This window comes from Streptomyces sp. NPDC051207, assembly GCF_040682395.1.
Taxonomy (GTDB): domain Bacteria; phylum Actinomycetota; class Actinomycetes; order Streptomycetales; family Streptomycetaceae; genus Streptomyces.
The window spans coordinates 1-17,550 of sequence record NZ_JBFBAX010000036.1 but is presented as its reverse complement, the minus strand read 5'-3'; the positions used below and the strand labels follow the sequence as shown (position 1 = coordinate 17,550).

The 17,550-nt window shown below is 71.7% G+C and carries 16 protein-coding genes and 1 pseudogene; 7 read left to right on the top strand and 10 right to left on the bottom strand.

Annotation, left to right across the window (positions count from 1 at the left end; all coding sequences use genetic code 11):
- The first annotated feature begins 37 nt into the window (after positions 1-37).
- Positions 38-790, top strand: coding sequence for a sigma factor-like helix-turn-helix DNA-binding protein (locus AB0M97_RS26820; protein WP_365963544.1), 753 nt, complete (start codon positions 38-40; stop codon positions 788-790).
- A 114-nt stretch (positions 791-904) separates the two neighbouring features.
- Here the strand turns inward: AB0M97_RS26820 and AB0M97_RS26815 are convergent, their stop codons facing one another.
- Positions 905-1,462, bottom strand: coding sequence for an XRE family transcriptional regulator (locus tag AB0M97_RS26815; protein WP_365963543.1), 558 nt, complete (start codon positions 1,460-1,462; stop codon positions 905-907).
- A 12-nt stretch (positions 1,463-1,474) separates the two neighbouring features.
- Complete coding sequence (locus AB0M97_RS26810; protein ID WP_365963542.1) at positions 1,475-3,709, bottom strand: transcriptional regulator; 2,235 nt, start codon at positions 3,707-3,709, stop codon at positions 1,475-1,477.
- Between the two features lie 403 nt (positions 3,710-4,112).
- Between AB0M97_RS26810 and AB0M97_RS26805 the strand changes: the two genes are divergently transcribed.
- Complete coding sequence (locus AB0M97_RS26805; protein ID WP_365963541.1) at positions 4,113-5,162, top strand: ScyD/ScyE family protein; 1,050 nt, start codon at positions 4,113-4,115, stop codon at positions 5,160-5,162.
- 145 nt (positions 5,163-5,307) lie between these two features.
- Here the strand turns inward: AB0M97_RS26805 and AB0M97_RS26800 are convergent.
- Together AB0M97_RS26800 and AB0M97_RS26795 are read right to left on the bottom strand one after the other, a co-directional pair.
- Positions 5,308-5,687: pseudogene (locus tag AB0M97_RS26800) on the bottom strand (deaminase); the annotation flags it as partial.
- Between the two features lie 170 nt (positions 5,688-5,857).
- Positions 5,858-6,259 carry a hypothetical protein gene (locus tag AB0M97_RS26795; protein ID WP_365963540.1) on the bottom strand — a complete coding sequence of 134 codons (402 nt, stop codon included), beginning with the start codon at positions 6,257-6,259 and terminating at the stop codon, positions 5,858-5,860.
- Between the two features lie 814 nt (positions 6,260-7,073).
- Here AB0M97_RS26795 and AB0M97_RS26790 point away from each other — a divergent pair.
- The gene (locus tag AB0M97_RS26790) at positions 7,074-7,820 is read left to right on the top strand and encodes an anti-sigma factor (RefSeq protein ID WP_365963539.1); all 747 of its coding nucleotides are present in this window, start codon (positions 7,074-7,076) and stop codon (positions 7,818-7,820) included.
- A 30-nt stretch (positions 7,821-7,850) separates the two neighbouring features.
- Positions 7,851-8,174: a hypothetical protein gene (locus tag AB0M97_RS26785; protein ID WP_365963538.1), complete on the top strand. Its 324-nt coding sequence runs from the start codon at positions 7,851-7,853 to the stop codon at positions 8,172-8,174.
- Positions 8,175-8,334: 160 nt separating this feature from the next.
- On the opposite strand, the gene AB0M97_RS26780 is transcribed toward AB0M97_RS26785, so the two are convergent.
- From AB0M97_RS26780 to AB0M97_RS26755, 6 genes are all read right to left on the bottom strand, one after another.
- Entirely contained in the window at positions 8,335-9,021 is a 687-nt protein-coding gene (locus AB0M97_RS26780; RefSeq protein WP_365963575.1) for an alpha/beta fold hydrolase, read from the bottom strand.
- Between the two features lie 35 nt (positions 9,022-9,056).
- Entirely contained in the window at positions 9,057-9,881 is an 825-nt protein-coding gene (locus AB0M97_RS26775) for a DUF1295 domain-containing protein (RefSeq protein ID WP_365963537.1), read from the bottom strand.
- Positions 9,878-11,167 (bottom strand): cyclopropane-fatty-acyl-phospholipid synthase family protein, encoded by a 1,290-nt coding sequence (locus AB0M97_RS26770; protein ID WP_365963536.1) that lies wholly within the window; start codon positions 11,165-11,167, stop codon positions 9,878-9,880. Before AB0M97_RS26770 ends, AB0M97_RS26775 begins: the two co-directional genes overlap by 4 nt.
- Positions 11,164-12,468 carry a cyclopropane-fatty-acyl-phospholipid synthase family protein gene (locus AB0M97_RS26765; protein ID WP_365963574.1) on the bottom strand — a complete coding sequence of 435 codons (1,305 nt, stop codon included), beginning with the start codon at positions 12,466-12,468 and terminating at the stop codon, positions 11,164-11,166. The genes AB0M97_RS26770 and AB0M97_RS26765 overlap by 4 nt, the downstream gene beginning before the upstream one ends.
- An 86-nt stretch (positions 12,469-12,554) precedes the next feature.
- The gene (locus AB0M97_RS26760) at positions 12,555-13,310 is read right to left on the bottom strand and encodes a DUF1365 domain-containing protein (RefSeq protein ID WP_365963535.1); all 756 of its coding nucleotides are present in this window, start codon (positions 13,308-13,310) and stop codon (positions 12,555-12,557) included.
- Entirely contained in the window at positions 13,307-14,575 is a 1,269-nt protein-coding gene (locus tag AB0M97_RS26755; RefSeq protein WP_365963534.1) for an FAD-dependent oxidoreductase, read from the bottom strand. The genes AB0M97_RS26760 and AB0M97_RS26755 overlap by 4 nt, the downstream gene beginning before the upstream one ends.
- A 466-nt stretch (positions 14,576-15,041) precedes the next feature.
- Here AB0M97_RS26755 and AB0M97_RS26750 point away from each other — a divergent pair, with 466 nt between their 5' ends.
- From AB0M97_RS26750 to AB0M97_RS26740, 3 genes are all read left to right on the top strand, one after another.
- Positions 15,042-15,314, top strand: coding sequence for a chaplin (locus tag AB0M97_RS26750; RefSeq protein WP_365963533.1), 273 nt, complete (start codon positions 15,042-15,044; stop codon positions 15,312-15,314).
- 64 nt (positions 15,315-15,378) lie between these two features.
- Positions 15,379-17,040, top strand: a complete 1,662-nt coding sequence (locus tag AB0M97_RS26745; protein ID WP_365963532.1) for a molybdopterin-dependent oxidoreductase — start codon at positions 15,379-15,381, stop codon at positions 17,038-17,040.
- Between the two features lie 70 nt (positions 17,041-17,110).
- The coding region (locus AB0M97_RS26740) for a fasciclin domain-containing protein (RefSeq protein WP_365963531.1) at positions 17,111-17,550 on the top strand (440 nt) is incomplete at its 3' end.

Here is a 17,550-nt window from a genome sequence, read left to right as displayed (position 1 = left end):
CGCCCCGACGCCCGCCCGGATCCAAGGAGGGGCCCGGATGAGCCGGATGGAGGAATTCGAGGAAGCTCGCCCCCTGCTGCTGTCGATCGCCCACCGGATGCTGAGCAGCGCGAGCCAGGCCGAGGAGGCGGTGCACCAGGCCTGGCTGCACTATGAGGCCAGCCCCGAACAGCCCGCCTCGGGCCGGGAGTTCCTCACGGTCGCGCTGACCGACATCTGCCTGGACATCCTGCGCCGGGCACGCCGGGAGAAGCCCTTCGGGCCGTGGTTCCCCGGGCCGGGCGACGCCCACCAGGACCGCCGGCGGCCGGTGGAGCAGACCGAGGTGCCGCCGACGGCGGTCCTGACGCTGCTGGAGCGGCTGAACCCGCTGGAGCGGGCGGTGTTCGTGCTGCGGGAGGTCTTCGGCTGCGGCCCCGCCCAGATCGCCTCCGCCGTGGGCTGCTCGGAATCGGCGTGTCACCGGATGGCCGCCGCCGCGTCCAGGGCGGGCGACGGCGGCGGCACCGTCCCCCACTGGCCGCGGCGCATCGTCGGCGCGGAACACGCCGCCCGGTTCTTCACCACGATCGTCCCGGCACTGGTCCACGTCGGCGTCACCCTGGAGCCGCGGCAGGTCGGCCACCGCCCCGGCGCGGTCTTCCGCGACCGCCACGGCACGGTCCTCGGCGCCCTCGCGCTCGACATCCTCGACGGACGGATCCAGACCGTCCGCTGGATGACCGGCCCGCACCTGCCCGCCCCGGACGCCCACGCCTGGCGCGACCGGCCCCGGCACCCCCGCCCGTGAACCCCGCGCGGCCCCGGAAGGGACCACGCCGGCCGCGCCGGCCACACAGCCGAAGTCACCCTCGGCGGCCCGGCCGCCCTCGCCCGTCCGAGCGGCGCTCGGGCCCGGCCGGGGTCAGAGTTCGAACTCCAGGTGCTCGATGTCCGTGAACCGCACCTCCTCCAGCTGGCCGGCGCGGCGGCCGTTGTCCTGGAAGTACACCTCCTTGAGTCCTTCGGCGGTGATCTCCCGCAGCTGCTGCTCGGTGGCGCCCCGCTCCCGGGCCTCGAAGAGGCGGGCGGCGTAGCGGGGCGGCAGGGCGACGGTGAGGTGCCGGACGCGGTCCTGGTCCGTCGAACCGATCGGCGCGGTGTAGCCGAGGCGGGCTTGGGTGTCGACGACGATGCCGCCGGTCGTGGCCGCCCTCCGGCGGGCCCTGGCCCGGACCTGCGGCTGCCACCGGGCCTTCACCTCGCGCTCCAGGCGCGCGGCGAGGTCCGGGCGGGGCTTTTTGATCTGGTCCTTCACGTACCGCTCGACGGTGCGCTGGGAGATGCGCAGCATCTGGGCGACCGGCTTGGTGCCCTTGAGCTGCTTGACGAGGTACCGCATCTGCGCGGGCGCGCTCTTGGGCGCCGGGCGGGTGAACGCCTTCTGCACCGCGGTGTCCAGGCCGTCGCCGAACAGGCTCATCGTCGCCCTCTCCTACTTTCCGTTGTCGACGTCGGTGACGGTGCCGTCCTTGATGTAGCGGGCGAGGTTGAGCTCGGGGGCGTCGAACCGCTCGCGGACCTCTTCGCCCCACAGGACGGTCTGGGTGCCTTCGTGCTTGACCAGGCCGGGATTGACGCCGAGCTTGAAGCCACCCGGCAGCGGCTTGCCGTCCCGGTAGGGCAGGAAGTCCAGCGGCGAGGTGCCGCCCGCCGCGTAGACGATGCAGTCGGACAGGATCGCCACCGGGTACTGACCGGTGAACGCCGCGTGCTTGACGATCTTGCGGTGCAGGTTGACCCGGGTGCGGGAGATGACCGCCGCGCGGATGTCCGGCCGCCACGTCGGGCGGGACAGCGCCCGCCACGGCTGGCCGGGCCGCCAGCCCTCCCCGCGCGGGCGCTCGCGCAGCTTGCCCAGGCCGCCCTTGACCGTCGCCTTGATCGCCGAGGCGACGATCGCCAGGTCCGGGTCGCGGTCCTGGTAGCCGTCCATCGCCGCCAGGAACTCGGCCGGTTCCATGTCGGCGTGCACGCCGAGGTCGGCCATCGTGGCGAGGTAGGCGTCGCGCAGCCGCTGGTACCAGCCGTCCAGGTAGCGGCCGTTCTCGTACCGGACGTACGCCTCGATCGGCGCGACGTCGTAGCCCAGTTCCACCGCGTAGGCGACCGTCGGGGTGGCGTACCAGGCCGGGCCCTCGGGCCGCTCGCCCGTCGGCGTGAACGGGCTGGGCAGCAGACTCGCGTCCAGCTCCACCCACTCCTTGCCGGCCTTCACCCGGGACAGGTCGACGTGGGACAGGTCGACCAGCCACGACCCGGGCAGCTTCGGGTCGAACACCGGCGCCTTGACGTGCGTGGGCGCACCGAGGCCGACGACCAGCCCGTTCGCTCCGGCGGCGAAGGCCATGTTCACGTCGATGCCGACCAGGTGCCGCAGGGTGCATTCGGCGTCCGTCATCGGCCGCGCCCAATCGTACGCCTCCTCGAACAGCTTCTCCGCAGGTCCGCGCACGTGGAAGCGCGGCAGGTCCGCCAGGAGCGGGTGCCCGTCGGGGGCCTCGCACGGGGCGCAGTCCACCGGGTCCTTGCCCAGCGAGCCCGGATTGTGCTCGGAGTGCCGCTTACCCGTCGCGTCGGGTTCGGAGGCGCGGGTCGGCGGGTGCAGCGCGGTCATCAACTCCAGGCCCGTCACGGCCGTGGAGCCGCGCGGCGTCATCACCCGGGACGCGTACACGCCCAGGACCCGGGCGAGTTCCGCCGGCGGGAGCTGTGCGGCGTATCCCCAGTGCCGGGAGTCGAGCGCGCCCCAGGAGGGGATGCACAGCTGCACGCAGGCCCGCTCCGAACCGGTGGCGGGGCGGTAGATCCTCGCCCACGGCCCGAAGCCCCTCTTGGTCAACTTCCAGTCGGCGCGGGCCAGCTGCTTGACGACCTTGTGGCGCTCCGGGATCCGCCCGGCGAGCCGCTCCTCATCCGTCAGGGCGACCGGCAGGCCGTAGCGCTCCAGCGCGGCCCCGGTGAGCACCAGCAGCGGATCGGCGTCCTTGCCCGGGCCGGACAGCCTCGGCTGCCCGAGCCCGGCCTCCTTCAGCGTCCACTCCACCAGCGCCGGGACGGACTTGGCGGGCACCTCCAGGACCAGGCCGCCGGTGCAGTACGCCAGCACCTGCCCGTCCTCGACGTCGACGACCGCGAGCGGCCCGTTCTCGAAGCGCGGGTCGGTGCCGCCCACCGGGGCACCGGCCGGGGCCGCCTTGCGCCCGCTCGGGCGACGGGACGCCGGTGTGCTCCTGGCGGTGCGCACCGGGCGCGACGCGGCCTGTCCGACAGGAGCGGCCGTATCGGGAGCGGGAGTGGTCCGGGAGTCCTGAGGCGCACTCACGGCCGCGGCCCCGGAGGCCGGGCCCGTGGACACAGTCCGCTCCTGCGGGGCGGGCCGGCCGGTGGACGTGGCCGGCGTCGGCTCCGCAGCGGCGGCGGGCGCGGGGTAGAGCTCCGCGAGCCTGTCCAGCAGCCGCGCGTACGCCTCACGTTCGGGGCCGCGCGGTTCGGTCGTCTTCCTGACCGACTCCCAGCCGGACACCGTCGCCCGGCGCACCTTCAGCGCGGCGGCCACCTCCTCCACGGTCAGGCCGTGGGCCCTGCGCAGGCGCTTGCGCTCTTCGGGCGGCGGAAGCGGAGCCCGGGACGCGAGCAACGCGTCGACCGCGTCGAACAACTCGGACATGGAGCACCTCCCGCCCGGCACTCTACTCCACGAACCGCACGATCAGCGTACGTTTGGCGTACATATGGCGTACGAACCGAGCAGACCGGCGGTGGTGCCGGGTGATGCGCGAAAGCTCCGGCCGGAATTGACCCCGCCCACGGCCTCCGCGCTGATCCGCTTTGCGGCCGGAAGAACATAAACGACAAATTCAGAATTTGTTTCCAATCCTGGCGGCGCATCGAGTCTTTCTGGAGAGCCGCTAGAGAGGGACGGCAGCGGAACTCGACCAGCATAGCCGTGCGCTCTGTACTCCTTTAATGTGACACCGCGTTTTGTCGTCCGCTTTCTTGAATTGCGGAGCGCGCAAGGGAAAAGGAGCGCTGGAGGAATGTCGAAATCACGCAGAAGCTTCACCAGATGCATGCTTGCGGTATCGGCATGTGTCATCGCCGCACCCCTGGCCACCGCCGGGCCCGCCGGCGCCGCGCCGGCCAAGCCCAAGGCCCTTACCGAGACGACCATCAAGGTCGTCGCCTCCGGACTGAAGAACCCCCGCGACGTCACCGCACTGGGAGACGGCAGCCTGCTCGTGGCCGAGTCGGGTGAAGGCCTGCCGGGCTGCCCTGTCGGCCAGGTGTGCGTGGGCAAGACCGGCTCCGTCTACAAGATCAAGGGCTCGTGGCAGGGCCGCGTCGTCACCGGTCTGCCGTCCCTCGGCCCGGGCGCCGAGCCCGGGAAACCGGTCCAGGCCGTCGGCCCGGCGAGTGTCCTGCCCGACCCGAACGGCGGTTACCTCGTTCTGAACATGGGCGGCTTCGACAGCAACGGCCGCGCCGCGCTCGGCCCGGACGCCAAAACGCTGGGGACGCTGATGCGTACCCGTGACGGCTCGGTCGTCGCGGATTACGTCGACCACGAGACGCGGCTGAACCCCGATGGCCGCGACCCGTACTCCAACCCGTGGAAGGTCCTGCGCACCGGCGGCAGCTACCTGGCCACCGACGCGGGCGCCAACACCGTGCTCCGCACGGAGAACGGCACCACGTCCACCGCGTTCGTGATGCCGACGATCGAGAACGACCGCGATGGGGTGCCCACCGGTATCGCCCGGGGTACCGACGGCACGATCTACGTCGCCGGCCTCGGCGTGTACGCCGGCCAGTCGCGGATCTACAAGGTCGGCCCCAACGGCCTCGAGCCCTGGGTCACCGGCCTGACCAACGTGGTGGACCTCGCCGTCGCCCCCAACGGCGACCTGATCGCTCTGACGTACACCCCGGGCTACCTCGAGGACCCGCCGCAGCCGAGCAAGGTGCTGAAGATAGACGCCGACACCAAGGCGGTCACCGAGATCCCGACCGGCGACAGGCTGATCATGGGCACGGGCCTCGACGTCAACCGGGAAGGCCAGGTGTTCATCGTCAACAACGGGCGAGGCACCTCCGGCGAACTGCTGCGCCTGACCTACTGACACGGTCCACGGCGTGCGGGTTCGGTTCCCTCTTTCGCTTCCGACGTGGGCGCGCTCGTGATGTCGGCCCCGCTGGTGTGACCTGCACCGGCGGGGTGCCGGCTCCTCTCCCGCTCTGCCGCCGGGACGACGAGCGGCCGGCGTGTCACTTTCGCCAGAACAGGTGGTGCGTCACACCGCTCGGGCTGGGCACGACCTCGAGGTGGAACCGGTCGAGCAGCTCCTCGGGTGACTCCCAGAGCCGTAGCCCGGACCCGACCCTCACCGGCGAGACCGCCACGTGCAGGGTGAAGGACGCCGGTGGTGGGTCATGACGAACACCGGCGTGTGGAACGGGGGCTCGTCTCCCCACCAGCCGCGCCAGTCACGGTCCTGCCAGGGCCCGCGTTGCGGCCCGAACGTGTTGCGGCCCATGATCTCGGCACCGATGTTGCGGGCGTAGTCCCGCGTGAAGTAGTCGTCGAGGCCCCGGCTCCCCCCGGGGTCGGTGCGCCTGGGCCGGCTCGCCGTGGCGCCGGCCCAGGCCACGACGTGCAGCGCTCCCGTTGCACGTCGTGGGCCGGCAGTGATCGCCTCGACGTCGAACAGGTCGAGGTGACCGACCGCCGAGGACGGCCACGCCTGCCGTCCGGGCAACGGCGAACCCCGGCGCGGGACAAACGCGCCGGGGTCCAACGACAGGCTCAGTACCGCGTTCAGTACCGCGTCGGGAACAGTTGGAGCTTGGCCTTGCTGCCGGAGACCGACTTCACCCAGACCTTCAGGTTGTTGAACTGGACGGTACCGCCCGGGCTGGTGCTGCCGCTGAGGCGCCCGTCGGCGGCCGACATCCTCACGGATCGGGAGCTGATGCTCGTGATCTTCAACTTCCCGAACCCGAACTTGCGGCTGTCGACCTTGATGGTCTTGGGCGCCGACACGGTGGTCGTGCACCGCCCGTCGTAGCAGGGCCCGTTGGCGGCAGACGCCGCCGGCGTCATCACGCCGAACCCGAGTGTGCCCGCCATGGTCAGCGTCACGGCAGTCGTCGCGGCCCGCCGGCGCGTACCGGCGGTGGTCGCCGGGGTGGCGGCTGTCAGTCGGCGGATACGGTTCACGTCAATCGCCCTTCGGTCGGTCGGAAACGGTACGGCGGGGAGGTCCTGCGCCGCCCGGCCCGGACACGCTGGGTGCTCGGATCCGAGCCGGCCGGCCGGTGCCCCGCCGCATCGATTCCAGCACCCGCCCGGTTGTTCAGTACCTGCTCCCTCACCCTGAACAACTCGCGGCTGCCCCGGAGGCGGGGCGGCGCCGGCCGGCGCGCGGCAGACACCCAGGGCGGCGCAGGACGCCACACGGTTCCGCCCGTCCCGCCTCGCGCGGTCTCTGCGCTCCACCTCCGATGAGAACGCTCGACCTCTGCTGCGACAGGTCAAGGTCCGGCGTCACCGGCGCGGACGGAGCTGCGCGCGGGCCGCCCCGATCGGCGCCGGCGCTCGGCTGCCTCAGCGAGTCAGGGCCTCGCCGCCGCCCACCAGGAGGCCCGCCCGGCCGGCCGCGTCGACACGGCGGGTACGCCGCCGAAACGGGCGACCTGCGACCCGCCGGCCTTCTTCCGGCAACTCACGAGCCGCACTTCGTTGCCGGACCGACCAATCCGCCGGCCTTCCAGAGCCGAATTCCTTTTGTCACAGACAACGACGGCCCGCACCGGATGCAGCCGTCCCGGACACTCCGGATGGCACTCGGGCGGCTTTGCCCTGTCACTCCGGCAGACGCAGGTCGGGCCTTCGGCTCCCAGCACAGCGACCGACGGGCCCGGCTCCGGTAGCCCGCAGACACACGGACAACGGTGCAGGTGCGAACCAGCACAGGGACGGATGTTGGTGAAAGAACCTGTATGCATCGCCACGATCCGGTGGGAGTGAGCGCATGACCACCGACACGGATCTGCACACCCTCACCGGCGCCTACACCCTGCACGCACTGTCCTACGAGGAGCGCGCGCTGTTCGAGCGGCACCTGAGCGCGTGCGGGACCTGCGCCGACGAGGTCACAGAATTCACTGCCACCGCCGCGAAACTCGCGGCGGCCGCCGCCGTCACACCCCGCCCCGCCATGAAACACCAGGTTCTGCACCGCGTGACCACGGTCCGGCAGGCGGCCCCCTACGTCCCGCGGACACCATCGGCTGCCACGCTGCGCCGACGGCTTCCCCGTCTGATGCTCGCCGCCTGCCTGGCAGCAGCCGCCGGCCTGGGCGGCATCGCCGTCCGGGAACACGACCGGGCCGAGAACACCGCCGCACAGGAACAGCAGGCCCGCCGGCAGACGGACGAGCTGATCGCTGTCCTGGGCGCCCCCGACGCCGTCTCACGCCGTGTCCCGTTGGACGACGGCGCCGGCGCCACCGTCGTCGTCTCCCGCACACGGGACAAGGCCGTCCTGGTGGCGTCCGACCTGGCCACGCCACCGACAGGCAAGGTCTACCAGCTGTGGTACGACCAGGGCGGCACCATGCGGCCGGCAGGCGTGATGGACGCCGACCGCGCCCATCAGGCCGTCGTCCTGTCAGGCCCGGCCCGTTCGGCCTCAGCTGTGGGCATCACCGTCGAGCCCGTCGGAGGATCAGCCCGTCCCACCTCAGCCCCTCTCGCCGTGGTGACCCTGCCGGTATGACCGCACACGCCCGGACACGGTGAGAGGATCATGTCGGCGATCTTCCGCATTCGCCCCCTGGCGCGGACGGGCACCCACCTGTGGTGCGCGGTCTCGGGCCACCTGACCGCTCGTACCACCGATGTCCTGCGCGACCAGCTGACCGACCGATGCGCCGGGGCAGCGGTCATCGTGTTGGACCTGCGAGACCTTCACATCCCCGCCGATGGCGCCGCCCTGCCGGCGCCGTGGCCGGCGCACCCCCACACCCTCCACCTGCTGGCCCCGGAGTCGCTCCGTACCCGAGTGACTGCCGATGCCCGGGCTCACTGGCACACCACCGTGGACACCGCATGGCAGGCGTGGTGCCGTTGACCGTGCGAAGCGCACCGCGGGAGCCGGTGCCACGGTCGCTCCCGTTCGAGCCGCTTTTGCGACGCCGCTGCTGCCTTACAACACCGCACGTACCGCTCGCGGCCTGGTTTCCGAACTGCGGCAGACTGCTTTCGGGATCCGGCAGATGCAGCCTGTCAGCTCATGCGGGGGTGACGTCGCGGGCTGGTACGACGCTGCCGACCGGACCGGCTTGAGCAGCCGCCACTGCGTGCGGCATGAGGTGCGGCTGCAGGATTCCCTCGACAGCGGCGGCGGTGATCCGGTGCCAGGCGGCAGAGCCGCCCAGCATCGCGTGTCGGCCCTGGGGCATGGCGACGCCGCAGGTCATGGCGCCGGAGCGGTGGGCGCGCCGGAGGAAGTCCCATGAGCCGTGTGCGTCGGTGACGGTGTCGTTCTCGTCGTGCAGGAAGATGACCTGCCGGCCCGCGAGGTGGGCGACCGGTTCCCCGGGCGGGCACCAGGGTGCCAGGCCGACCACTCCCCGTACCTGCGGGTGGTCGGCGGCGCGGAGGGCTGCCCTGCCGCCCATGGAGTGTCCCACCAGAACAACGGGCACCGCTGGATGCAGGCTGGTGAGTTCGCCCAGGGCCTGCCGGGCGTCGCGTGCGGCATCCGCGCGGGCACCGTTCCAGCCTCGATGGCGGTAGCGGACGTCGGCCACGAGGAGCTTTCCGGGAAGGACGCGGCGGGTGATGGCGCGGGCGAAGGGCAGCATCCGCCAAGCGGGCAGGTTCAGCCGTGCCGGCGCGGTGAGCGCGTCGGCACGGCCGCCGTGCAGGAGCAGGACGGCGGCCGACGGGTCGGCCGGAGCGGTCCGTACCTGCAGGGGGCTCCCGTGCGCCCGGCTGCCGTTGCCGGTGTTCACGCGACGGGGCCCGAGGGACGCGGACGGCGGGGTGGGCGCGGCAGGAAGCCGCTGGTGCGGGCCTGGTAGGCGGCGTATCCGGGCCGCTGGGCCATGTGTTCCTCCAACAGGCGTTTACCGCTGCCCCGGGTGAGCAGCAGGGTCATCGTCAGCGGTGAGATCACGGCGAGTGCCGCGCTCTGCCAGGTGCCGCAGGCCATCAGGTACAGACCCCACCACACCAGCGCCTCGCCGAAGTAGTTGGGGTGGCGGGTCCAGGCCCACAGGCCCCGGTCCATGATCCGGCCCCGGTTGGCGGGGTCGGCTGTGAAGCGGGCGAGCTGATGGTCTCCGACGGTCTCGAAGGTGAGGCCGGCCGCCCACAGCACCGCACCTGCCACAGCCAAGGGCCCGAGCGGGGCGGGTGTGTACTGCGCGGCCTGCACCGGCAGCGAGATGAGCCACACCAGGCTTCCCTGCAGGAGGTACACCACCCGCAGGGCGTACCGGTTCCGGCTGCCGGGGGCCTTGTCGAGCATGCGGGCGTAGCGGGCGTCCTCGCCGTGTCCGCGGCCGCGCCAGGCGATGTGGGCGGCCAGCCGCCACCCCCACAGACAGGTCGCCACAGTGACCAGCGTCCGCCGACCCGGATCGCCCTCACCGGCGGACAGGACGTACGTGACGGCGGCGATGGCGGTGAACGCCAGGCCCCACGCGACGTCGGCGATCCGGTGCACCCCCTTGCGCAGGGCGACGGCGAACGTCACGAGCATGACCGCAAGGATGGCGCCCGCGCAGACCGCGGCGTTCAGTGCCAGGGCCGGCCAGTCGACAGCGCTCACCGTCCGCCGCCGCTGACGTCTGCGCGCGGTAGCACGGCCGGCATCCCGGAGGCGCCCTCCCCGGTCGGCCGGACGGCGAGGATCTGGTCGACGCCCATGCGGCGCTCGGTGAAGGCCAGGCCGCTGCCCGCCAGATACAGGCGCCACACCCGGGCGGTCGGCTCCCCCACCAGGGCGACGACGTCGTCCCACCGGGACTGAAGACGGCGGTGCCAGGCGGCGATGGTGTGCGCGTAGTGCTCGCGCAGGGCCTCGACGTCGCGCACTTCGAGTCCGGCTTCCTCCAGCAGGCCGACGGTGGCGCCCAGGGGACGCATGTGCATGTCGGGCGCGATGTACGTCTCGATGAACGCGCCGCCGCCGGGCGCGCGGGTGGCACGTGACATCTGCTGCACCAGAGCCCGCCCCCGGGGACGCAGCACGTCGTGCAGCAGCGCGGCGAAGGCCGGGTACTCGGCGTCGCCGACGTGTTCGCCCATCTCGATGGTGGCGACCGCGTCGTAGCCGCCTTCGTCGATGTCGCGGTAGTGACGCAACTGCACCTCGACCGCGTCGGCGAGGCCCTCCTTTTCGGCGCGGGCGGTCACGAAGTCCCGCTGCTGCCGCGAGAGGGTGACAGCGGTGACTTTCACGCCGTGTTTCCGTGCGGCATACAGGCTGAGCGATCCCCAGCCGCAGCCGATGTCGAGCAGCCGCATGCCGGGTTCCAGCCCCAACTTGCGGCAGATCAGGGCGAGTTTGTCGCGCTGGGCGTCTTCCAAGCCGTAGCCGGGGTCGTCGCGCCGGGTCCAGTAGCCGCAGGAGTAGGCCATCGACTCGTTCAGCAGCAGGGCGTAGAAGTCGTTGGACAGGTCGTAGTGGTGGCTGATCGCGGCGCGGTCCCTGGCCGGGCTGTGCAGTGTGCCGCGCAGCCGGGCGCGCGGCGCGCCGGGGGCCGGCGGGCGCGGTCCGGCGGCGCCCAGGCGCAGAGCGGTCAGGGCGGCCCGGGCCAGTCCCGCGGTCGTGAGCCGGGCCGCTCCGTGGGAGCGGATCGAGCGCCACACGCTGCTCAGGCCCTCCGCGAGGTCGCCCTCGACGTCGAGTTCGCCGGCGATGTACGCCTCCGCGAGCCCCAGCTCGCCGGGCTGCCACAGCAGCCGGCGCAGCACGGCGGGTGCGCGCAGGATGACGAGCGGGGCGTCGGCGGGGCCGGCCTCGCTGCCGTCCCAGGCCCGCAGCCGTACCGGCAGCGGCCCGGGGAAGTAGGGGCGGAGCAGGTCGGTCAGCTGGACTGCCACGGTGGTCATCGCATGCTCTCCTGGTCGGGGGAACCGGTCCGGTCGGTCTGCCGCGCCGGCCCGGCCAGTGCCCCACCACTGGTCAGGGCGATCTGACGGACGTCGAGGTAGCGGGAGCGGAAGCCCGCTTCGCAGTAGGCCAGGTACAGCTCCCACATGCGGCGGAAGGTGGTGTCGAAGCCCAGCTGCGCCACCTGCCGGCTTTCGCTGAGGAAGCGTTCGCGCCACAGCCGCAGCGTCTCGGCGTAGTGCTCGCCGAATCCCTGGTCGGCGCTCACGTGCAGCCCGGCCGCGGTGGCGTGCTCCTCGATGGCCTCAGGGGAGGGGATGAGCCCGCCGGGGAAGATGTACTTGCTGATGAAGGTGTGGGTGCGAGCGGTGTTCAGCATCCGCTCATGCGCCATGGTGATGGCCTGCAGGGCGATCCGGCCGCCCGGGGCGAGCACCCTGCGGAGCGTGCCGAAGTACACCGGCCAGTACTCCGCGCCGACGGCCTCGATCATTTCGACGCTGACCACGGCGTCGTAGGTGCCGGTCACCTGCCGGTAGTCGCGCAGCTCCACCGTCACCCGGTCCGCCAGGCCCGCCCGGGCGACGCGTCGGCGGGCAAGGTCTTGCTGCTCGGCGGAGAGGGTGATGGTCACGACGCTCGCGCCGCGTGCGGCAGCCCGCAGCGCGAGTTCCCCCCAACCGGTGCCGATTTCCAGCAGGCGCGTGCCGGTGCCCACGCCGGCGAGGTCGAGCAGGCGGTCGATCTTCCTGTGCTGTGCCGCGGGCAGGGTCCGCCGGTGGGCGGGGAAGGCCGCGAAGACTGCGGAGGAGTACGACAGCGTCTCGTCCAGGAACAGGGCGAACAGCTCGTTGGAGAGGTCGTAGTGGCGGTGGATGTTCTCGCGCGCCCCGTCCTCGGTGTTGTGATGTTCCGTCGGCCGTGGGCCGGTCCACAGGTGCCGCAGGCGCCGCAGCGGTGCGGGCACCAGGTCGTCGACGTGGGAGGCGAGCACCGTCAGCACGCCGACCAGGTCGTCACTGTCCCACTCGCCGGCCATGTAGGACTCGCCGAAGCCGATCAGGCCGTGCGCGCCCACCCGGCGGAAGAACGCGTCCGGGTCGTGCACGGTCAGGTCCGGGCCGGCGCCGCGCGCGGGGCCGTCGCCCAGACGTGTCCTGATGGGCAGCGAGCCCAGTGCGCGGGTGAGAAGGAGGCGGGCCGTGCCTCCTCGTATCCGGGACCGGGCGGGTACGCGGGCGACGTCCGGCCAGCGTGCGGCGTCGACCCGTGCGGGCGCTTCGGCGGCCGGCTCCGGCAGCGGCGGGCCGGAGGAAGGCGTCCGCGGACCGGGGAGGACGGGACCGTGCGAGCTGCCGATGCGGGTGCCGGAAAGGGGAGTGGGTGTCACGTTCTGCCTTCGTGCGTGCGATCAACGGGGCGGGGGTAAACCGGCAGCCTGCGCAGCCACAGGACGATGCCGCGGCGGCGGATCGCGGCGGAGACCGCCGCGGTCGACCAGGGGTGGCGCAGTGAGGAGCGGATCAGATTCCAGGCGGTCGCCGGCCGGTGACGGCCGCGGACGGTCGCGGTGAACGGCCGCAGACCGCCGCGCCGCAGCTGCACCATGACGTTCAGCTCTTGGGCAGGCAGCGGCAGCCGCATCCGGTAGCCGCCGTCCACCGGAAAGAACGGGGAGACGTAGAAGTCCTTGACCACCTCGGCCGTCCCGTCGGCGTCGGGGCGCAGCAGGTAGCAGTGGCGCTGGCCGTAGGTGTTGTGAACCTCCGCGATCACACACACCAGCGCGCCCCTCCGGTCATGGCACCAGAACAGCGTCAACGGGTTGAAGACGTGCCCCAGGACGCGGGCGTGAGCGAGCATGACCACGCGCCCGCCGCGCAGGTCCACGCCCTGCCCGGCGAGGTAGCCGTCCACGCCTGCGCGGATCGAACGGGCCGTGGCGGTGAAGTGGTCACGCGCATGGAACCCGGCCAACGGCCTGAGCAGGCACGGGAGCCGCGGCAAATGGTCGACGTCGACCAGCCACAGGTGCGTGCGGTGCCGGAAGGAACTGCGCAGTGGTGTGGTGCGGGTATGGGTGACCACGCAGTCGTACAGGGCGGGCAGGTCGGGGCGCGTCGCCGGACGCAGCGCCCTCACCACCGCACGCCCAGCGCCGCTGCTGCCTGGGCGCCGGACCGGCAGCCGTCCTCGTGGAACCCCCACCCGTGGTAGGCGCCCGCGAACGCGCACACCTGCGTGTTGAGCCGGTGCAGCTCCTGCTGTGCCGCGAGCGACTCGGGCGTGTAGACGGGGTGCTCGTAGACCATGCGCGCCAGCACCCTGTCCTCAGGCACCCGACCCGCGGCGTTCAGCGTCACGACGAACGTCTCATCGGCGCGCAGCTGCTGCAGACGGCTCATGTCGTAGCTGACGTGCACCGCGTCGGCGGGGGACGTGCAGGAGGGCAGGAGATAGTTCCACGACGCCCGCGCCCGGGCCGAGCGCGGCAGCACGGCGGTGTCGGTGTGCAGCACGGTGGGATTGCGGCTGTAACGGAAAGCCCCCAGCACACGCCGCTCCAGCGCGGTGGGCTCGGCCAGCAGACGCAGCGCCTGATCGGGATGGACCGCGACCACCACGGCCGCGAACTCCTCGCTCTCGCCGTCCTCGGTGACCACCCTCGCCCGGTCCGCGAAGCGTTCCACGGTGCGCACCGGTGTGCCCGCGCGCACCGACGACAGCCGCTTGGCGATCCGCTGAACGTACTGCGCCGAGCCGCCGGTGACCGTCTTCCACTGCGGCGACCCGGCGACCGACAGCAGCCCGTGATGCGCCAGAAACCGGAACAGGTAGCGGGCCGGGTAACGCATCGCGGTCTCGGGCGGACAAGACCAGACCGCGGACACCAGCGGCACGGCGAAGTGCGACACGAAGTACGCGGAGAAGCCGCCATCGGCCAGGAACGCGCCCAGCGTGGGACCGGAGCCGGCGTCGGCCTGGTCCGCGGCGGCGAGCAGACGCCGGGCGGCCCGGTGGAATCTCGGCACCTGCGCCAGCATCTGCAGGTAGCGGCCTCGCAGAGCGGCACGCCCCGGGAACAGTCCCGACGGCCCACGCGCCCCGGCGTACTCCAGGCCGCAGCCTTCGCACCGCACCGACATGCTCATCTCGGCGTCCTGGGTGGTCACCCCAAGCTCGGCGAACAGACGCAGCAGGTACGGGTAGGTCCGCTCGTTGTGCACGATGAAGCCGGAATCCACGCAGACCGTCCAGCCCTCCTGGGCCAGCTCATGGGTGTGCGCATGCCCTCCCAGGCGGTCATCGGCCTCAAAGAGCACTACGTCACAGGCTTGCCCCAGCACGTGGGCGGCGGTGAGCCCGGCTACTCCGCCGCCCACCACGGCCACTCGTCTGCGTGCCACAGCGGTTGTCCCCTCTCGGTATCACGCGTGCCGATCAACGTCGGCACGGGTGATCCGAGGCAGGACGCGAAGCGGATTGGTGCCGCCTCCGGCCTCTGCCCGCCGCGCCCGCCGGACGCGGCGGGCACCACCAAGCGGCATGTGCGAGGCGCACGACGGCGATGTCGCGCGCCCGTCGGCGCCCGGTTCAGACGGCCGTACCCGACTTCACAACCGCGGTCAGCCGCCCGTCCCGTGCGCTGTGGACGCCCCTCGGCGGCCAGCGGTTGCTGCGGCGCCTGGAGGCACGATTCGCACGCCCTCTCATGTGTCGATGAGGTGTCCGATTTCCTTTGCTCCCTTTGAGCGGATGGCGTGCCGTCCGGCAATCCGGGTTTCGCCGCAGAGCGGATTACCCGTGCCCGCCGCGAGATGCGGCGGACAGGGCGGACCGTCGTTCGCCCGGGACACGACACAGGGAGATTTCATGAAGACTCGCGTGATCAGGAATGCCGGCCTCGTGGCCGCTGCCGGTGCGATGGTGCTGGGCGCTGCCGCGGCCGCGTCGGCGGACAGCGGTGCCCAGGGCGCCGCCGTCGGTTCCCCCGGCGTCGCCTCCGGCAACGTCATCCAGGTGCCGGTCCAGATCCCCGTGAACGCCTGCGGCAACACGGTCAACGTCATCGGCCTGCTCAACCCCGCCTTCGGCAACACCTGCGCCAACATCAGCGACAACGGCTGGAAGAAGGGTCGCAGCTGACCGGCACGACGCATTATCCGTAGCTGCGGCCGCCGCGGATTGGCCCGGAAAAAAATTCAATCCGATGGGGTTCCGGGCCAATCCGGCCGCCGGACAGCCCCGGATTACCCCCGTGAGCGACGAAAAGAAGAAACCGCGGAATACGGTTGGTTGGCTGCGTCTCGCGCTGGGTGCGCTGAGCGGCCTCCTGGCCGGTTTCGCCGCGCTCGCCGTCGCCCAACTGGTGGCGGCAGGGATACGCCCGCAGGCCGGTCCGGTCGTCGCGGTCGGTGGCGCCGCCATCGACCGCACGCCGGCGGCGGTGAAGGACTGGGCGATCCGCAACTTCGGCACCAACGACAAACTGATCCTCCAGGCCGGCATCCTCGCCGTTCTGGCAGTGTTCGCACTGGCTCTCGGTGCCCTGGCCCTGCGTCACCGGCGTCTCGGTGCCGCCGGCGTTCTGGTCTTCGGAGCCGTCGGAACGGCGGCAGCCCTGAACCGCCCCGACTCCGCAGGCTTCACCGACGCCCTGCCTTCCCTGGTGGGGGCAGTGGCCGGCGCCGCGCTCCTGTATGTCCTCGTCGGCCGGCTTTTGGCATCGCGCCCGGCACCGGACGGCTCGCCCGAGCATCCGGACAAGCCGGAAAGCGAGGGCTGGGACCGGCGTGGCTTCGTGATCGCGGCAACTGCCGCTGCTGCCGCCTCAGCGGGAGCAGGCGTACTGGGCCGGGCTCTGGGCACCTCCAGCGGCAGGCAAGCGGCCGCTTCCCGTGAGGGCGTCGTCCTGCCGGCTCCGGATTCACCGGCTGCGGCGGTACCGAAGGGAGCCCGGCTTCGGGTGGCGGGTGTCAGCCCGTTCATCACCCCCAACAGGGACTTCTACCGGGTGGACACCGCCCTGGTGGTGCCCAAGGTCGACGCCACGGCGTGGCGGCTGCGCATCCACGGCACCGGCGTTCGCCGCCCCCTCACACTGTCCTTCGCCGACCTGCTGAAACGCGAGCTGATCGAACGGGACATCACCCTCACCTGCGTGTCCAACGAGGTCGGCGGCCCGTATGTCGGCAACGCCCGCTGGATCGGCGTCCGGCTGGCCGACCTCCTGGCCGAGTCCGGCGTCACACCACCGTCAAAGGGAGGGCGAGCCGACCAGCTCGTCGCCCGCTCGGTGGACGGCATGACCCTCGGCACCCCGGTCGAGGACGTCATGGACGGCCGGGACGCGATGCTCGCCGTCGGCATGAACGGCGAACCCCTGCCCTTCGACCACGGATTCCCCGTCCGCATGCTGGTCCCCGGCCTGTACGGCTACGTCTCCGCCTGCAAATGGATCAAGGACATCGAGCTGACCACCTTCGACGCCTACGACGCCTACTGGGTCAAGCGCGACTGGGCCCGCGAAGCTCCCATCAAGACCCAGTCCAGGATCGACACCCCCAAGCCGTTCGCCCGCCCGAAGGCCGGAACCGTGATGGTGGCCGGCGTCGCCTGGGCCCAGACCCGAGGCATCGACAAAGTCGAGATCCGCGTCGACGACGGCCCCTGGCAGGAAACCACCCTGGCCGCCGAAGACACCCAGGACACCTGGCGCCAGTGGTCCTTCCCCTGGCGAGCCACCAAAGGCGGACACACCCTCACCGTCCGCGCCACCGACCGCACCGGCCAGGTGCAGACCGACAAACGCACCCGCACCGTCCCCGACGGCGCCAGCGGCTGGCACTCCGTCGTGGTGACCGTCGAGTAACCACAGACCACTTGTCCCTTTTCTCACCCATCACAAACGGCAATCGCCGCAATACTCACAGGAGAAACCAGTGAACTCCCGCATCCGCCGCATCCGCCGCATCGCCGCCACCGTCGCAGCCGCAGCCGTCCTCCCCCTCGCGCTGAGCGCCTGCTCCGACGACAGCAACGGCTCCGCGAAGTCCGACAGCGACACCAAGACGTCGGCGTCCGCTCCCCCCTCCGACGACGCCATGACCGACTCCGGCACCTCAACGACGGACGAGCCGTTCGGCCCCGCCTGCGCCTCGGTGCCCAACGACGGTGCCGGTTCCTTCGACGGCATGGCCAAGGACCCCGTGGCCACCGCCGCTTCCAACAACCCGGCCCTGTCCACGCTGGTGACCGCGGTGAAGAAGGCCGGTCTGGTCGACACCCTCAACAACGCCCAGAACATCACCGTGTTCGCGCCGACCAACGACGCCTTCGCGAAGATCCCGAAGGCCGACCTCGACAAGGTCCTGAGCGACAA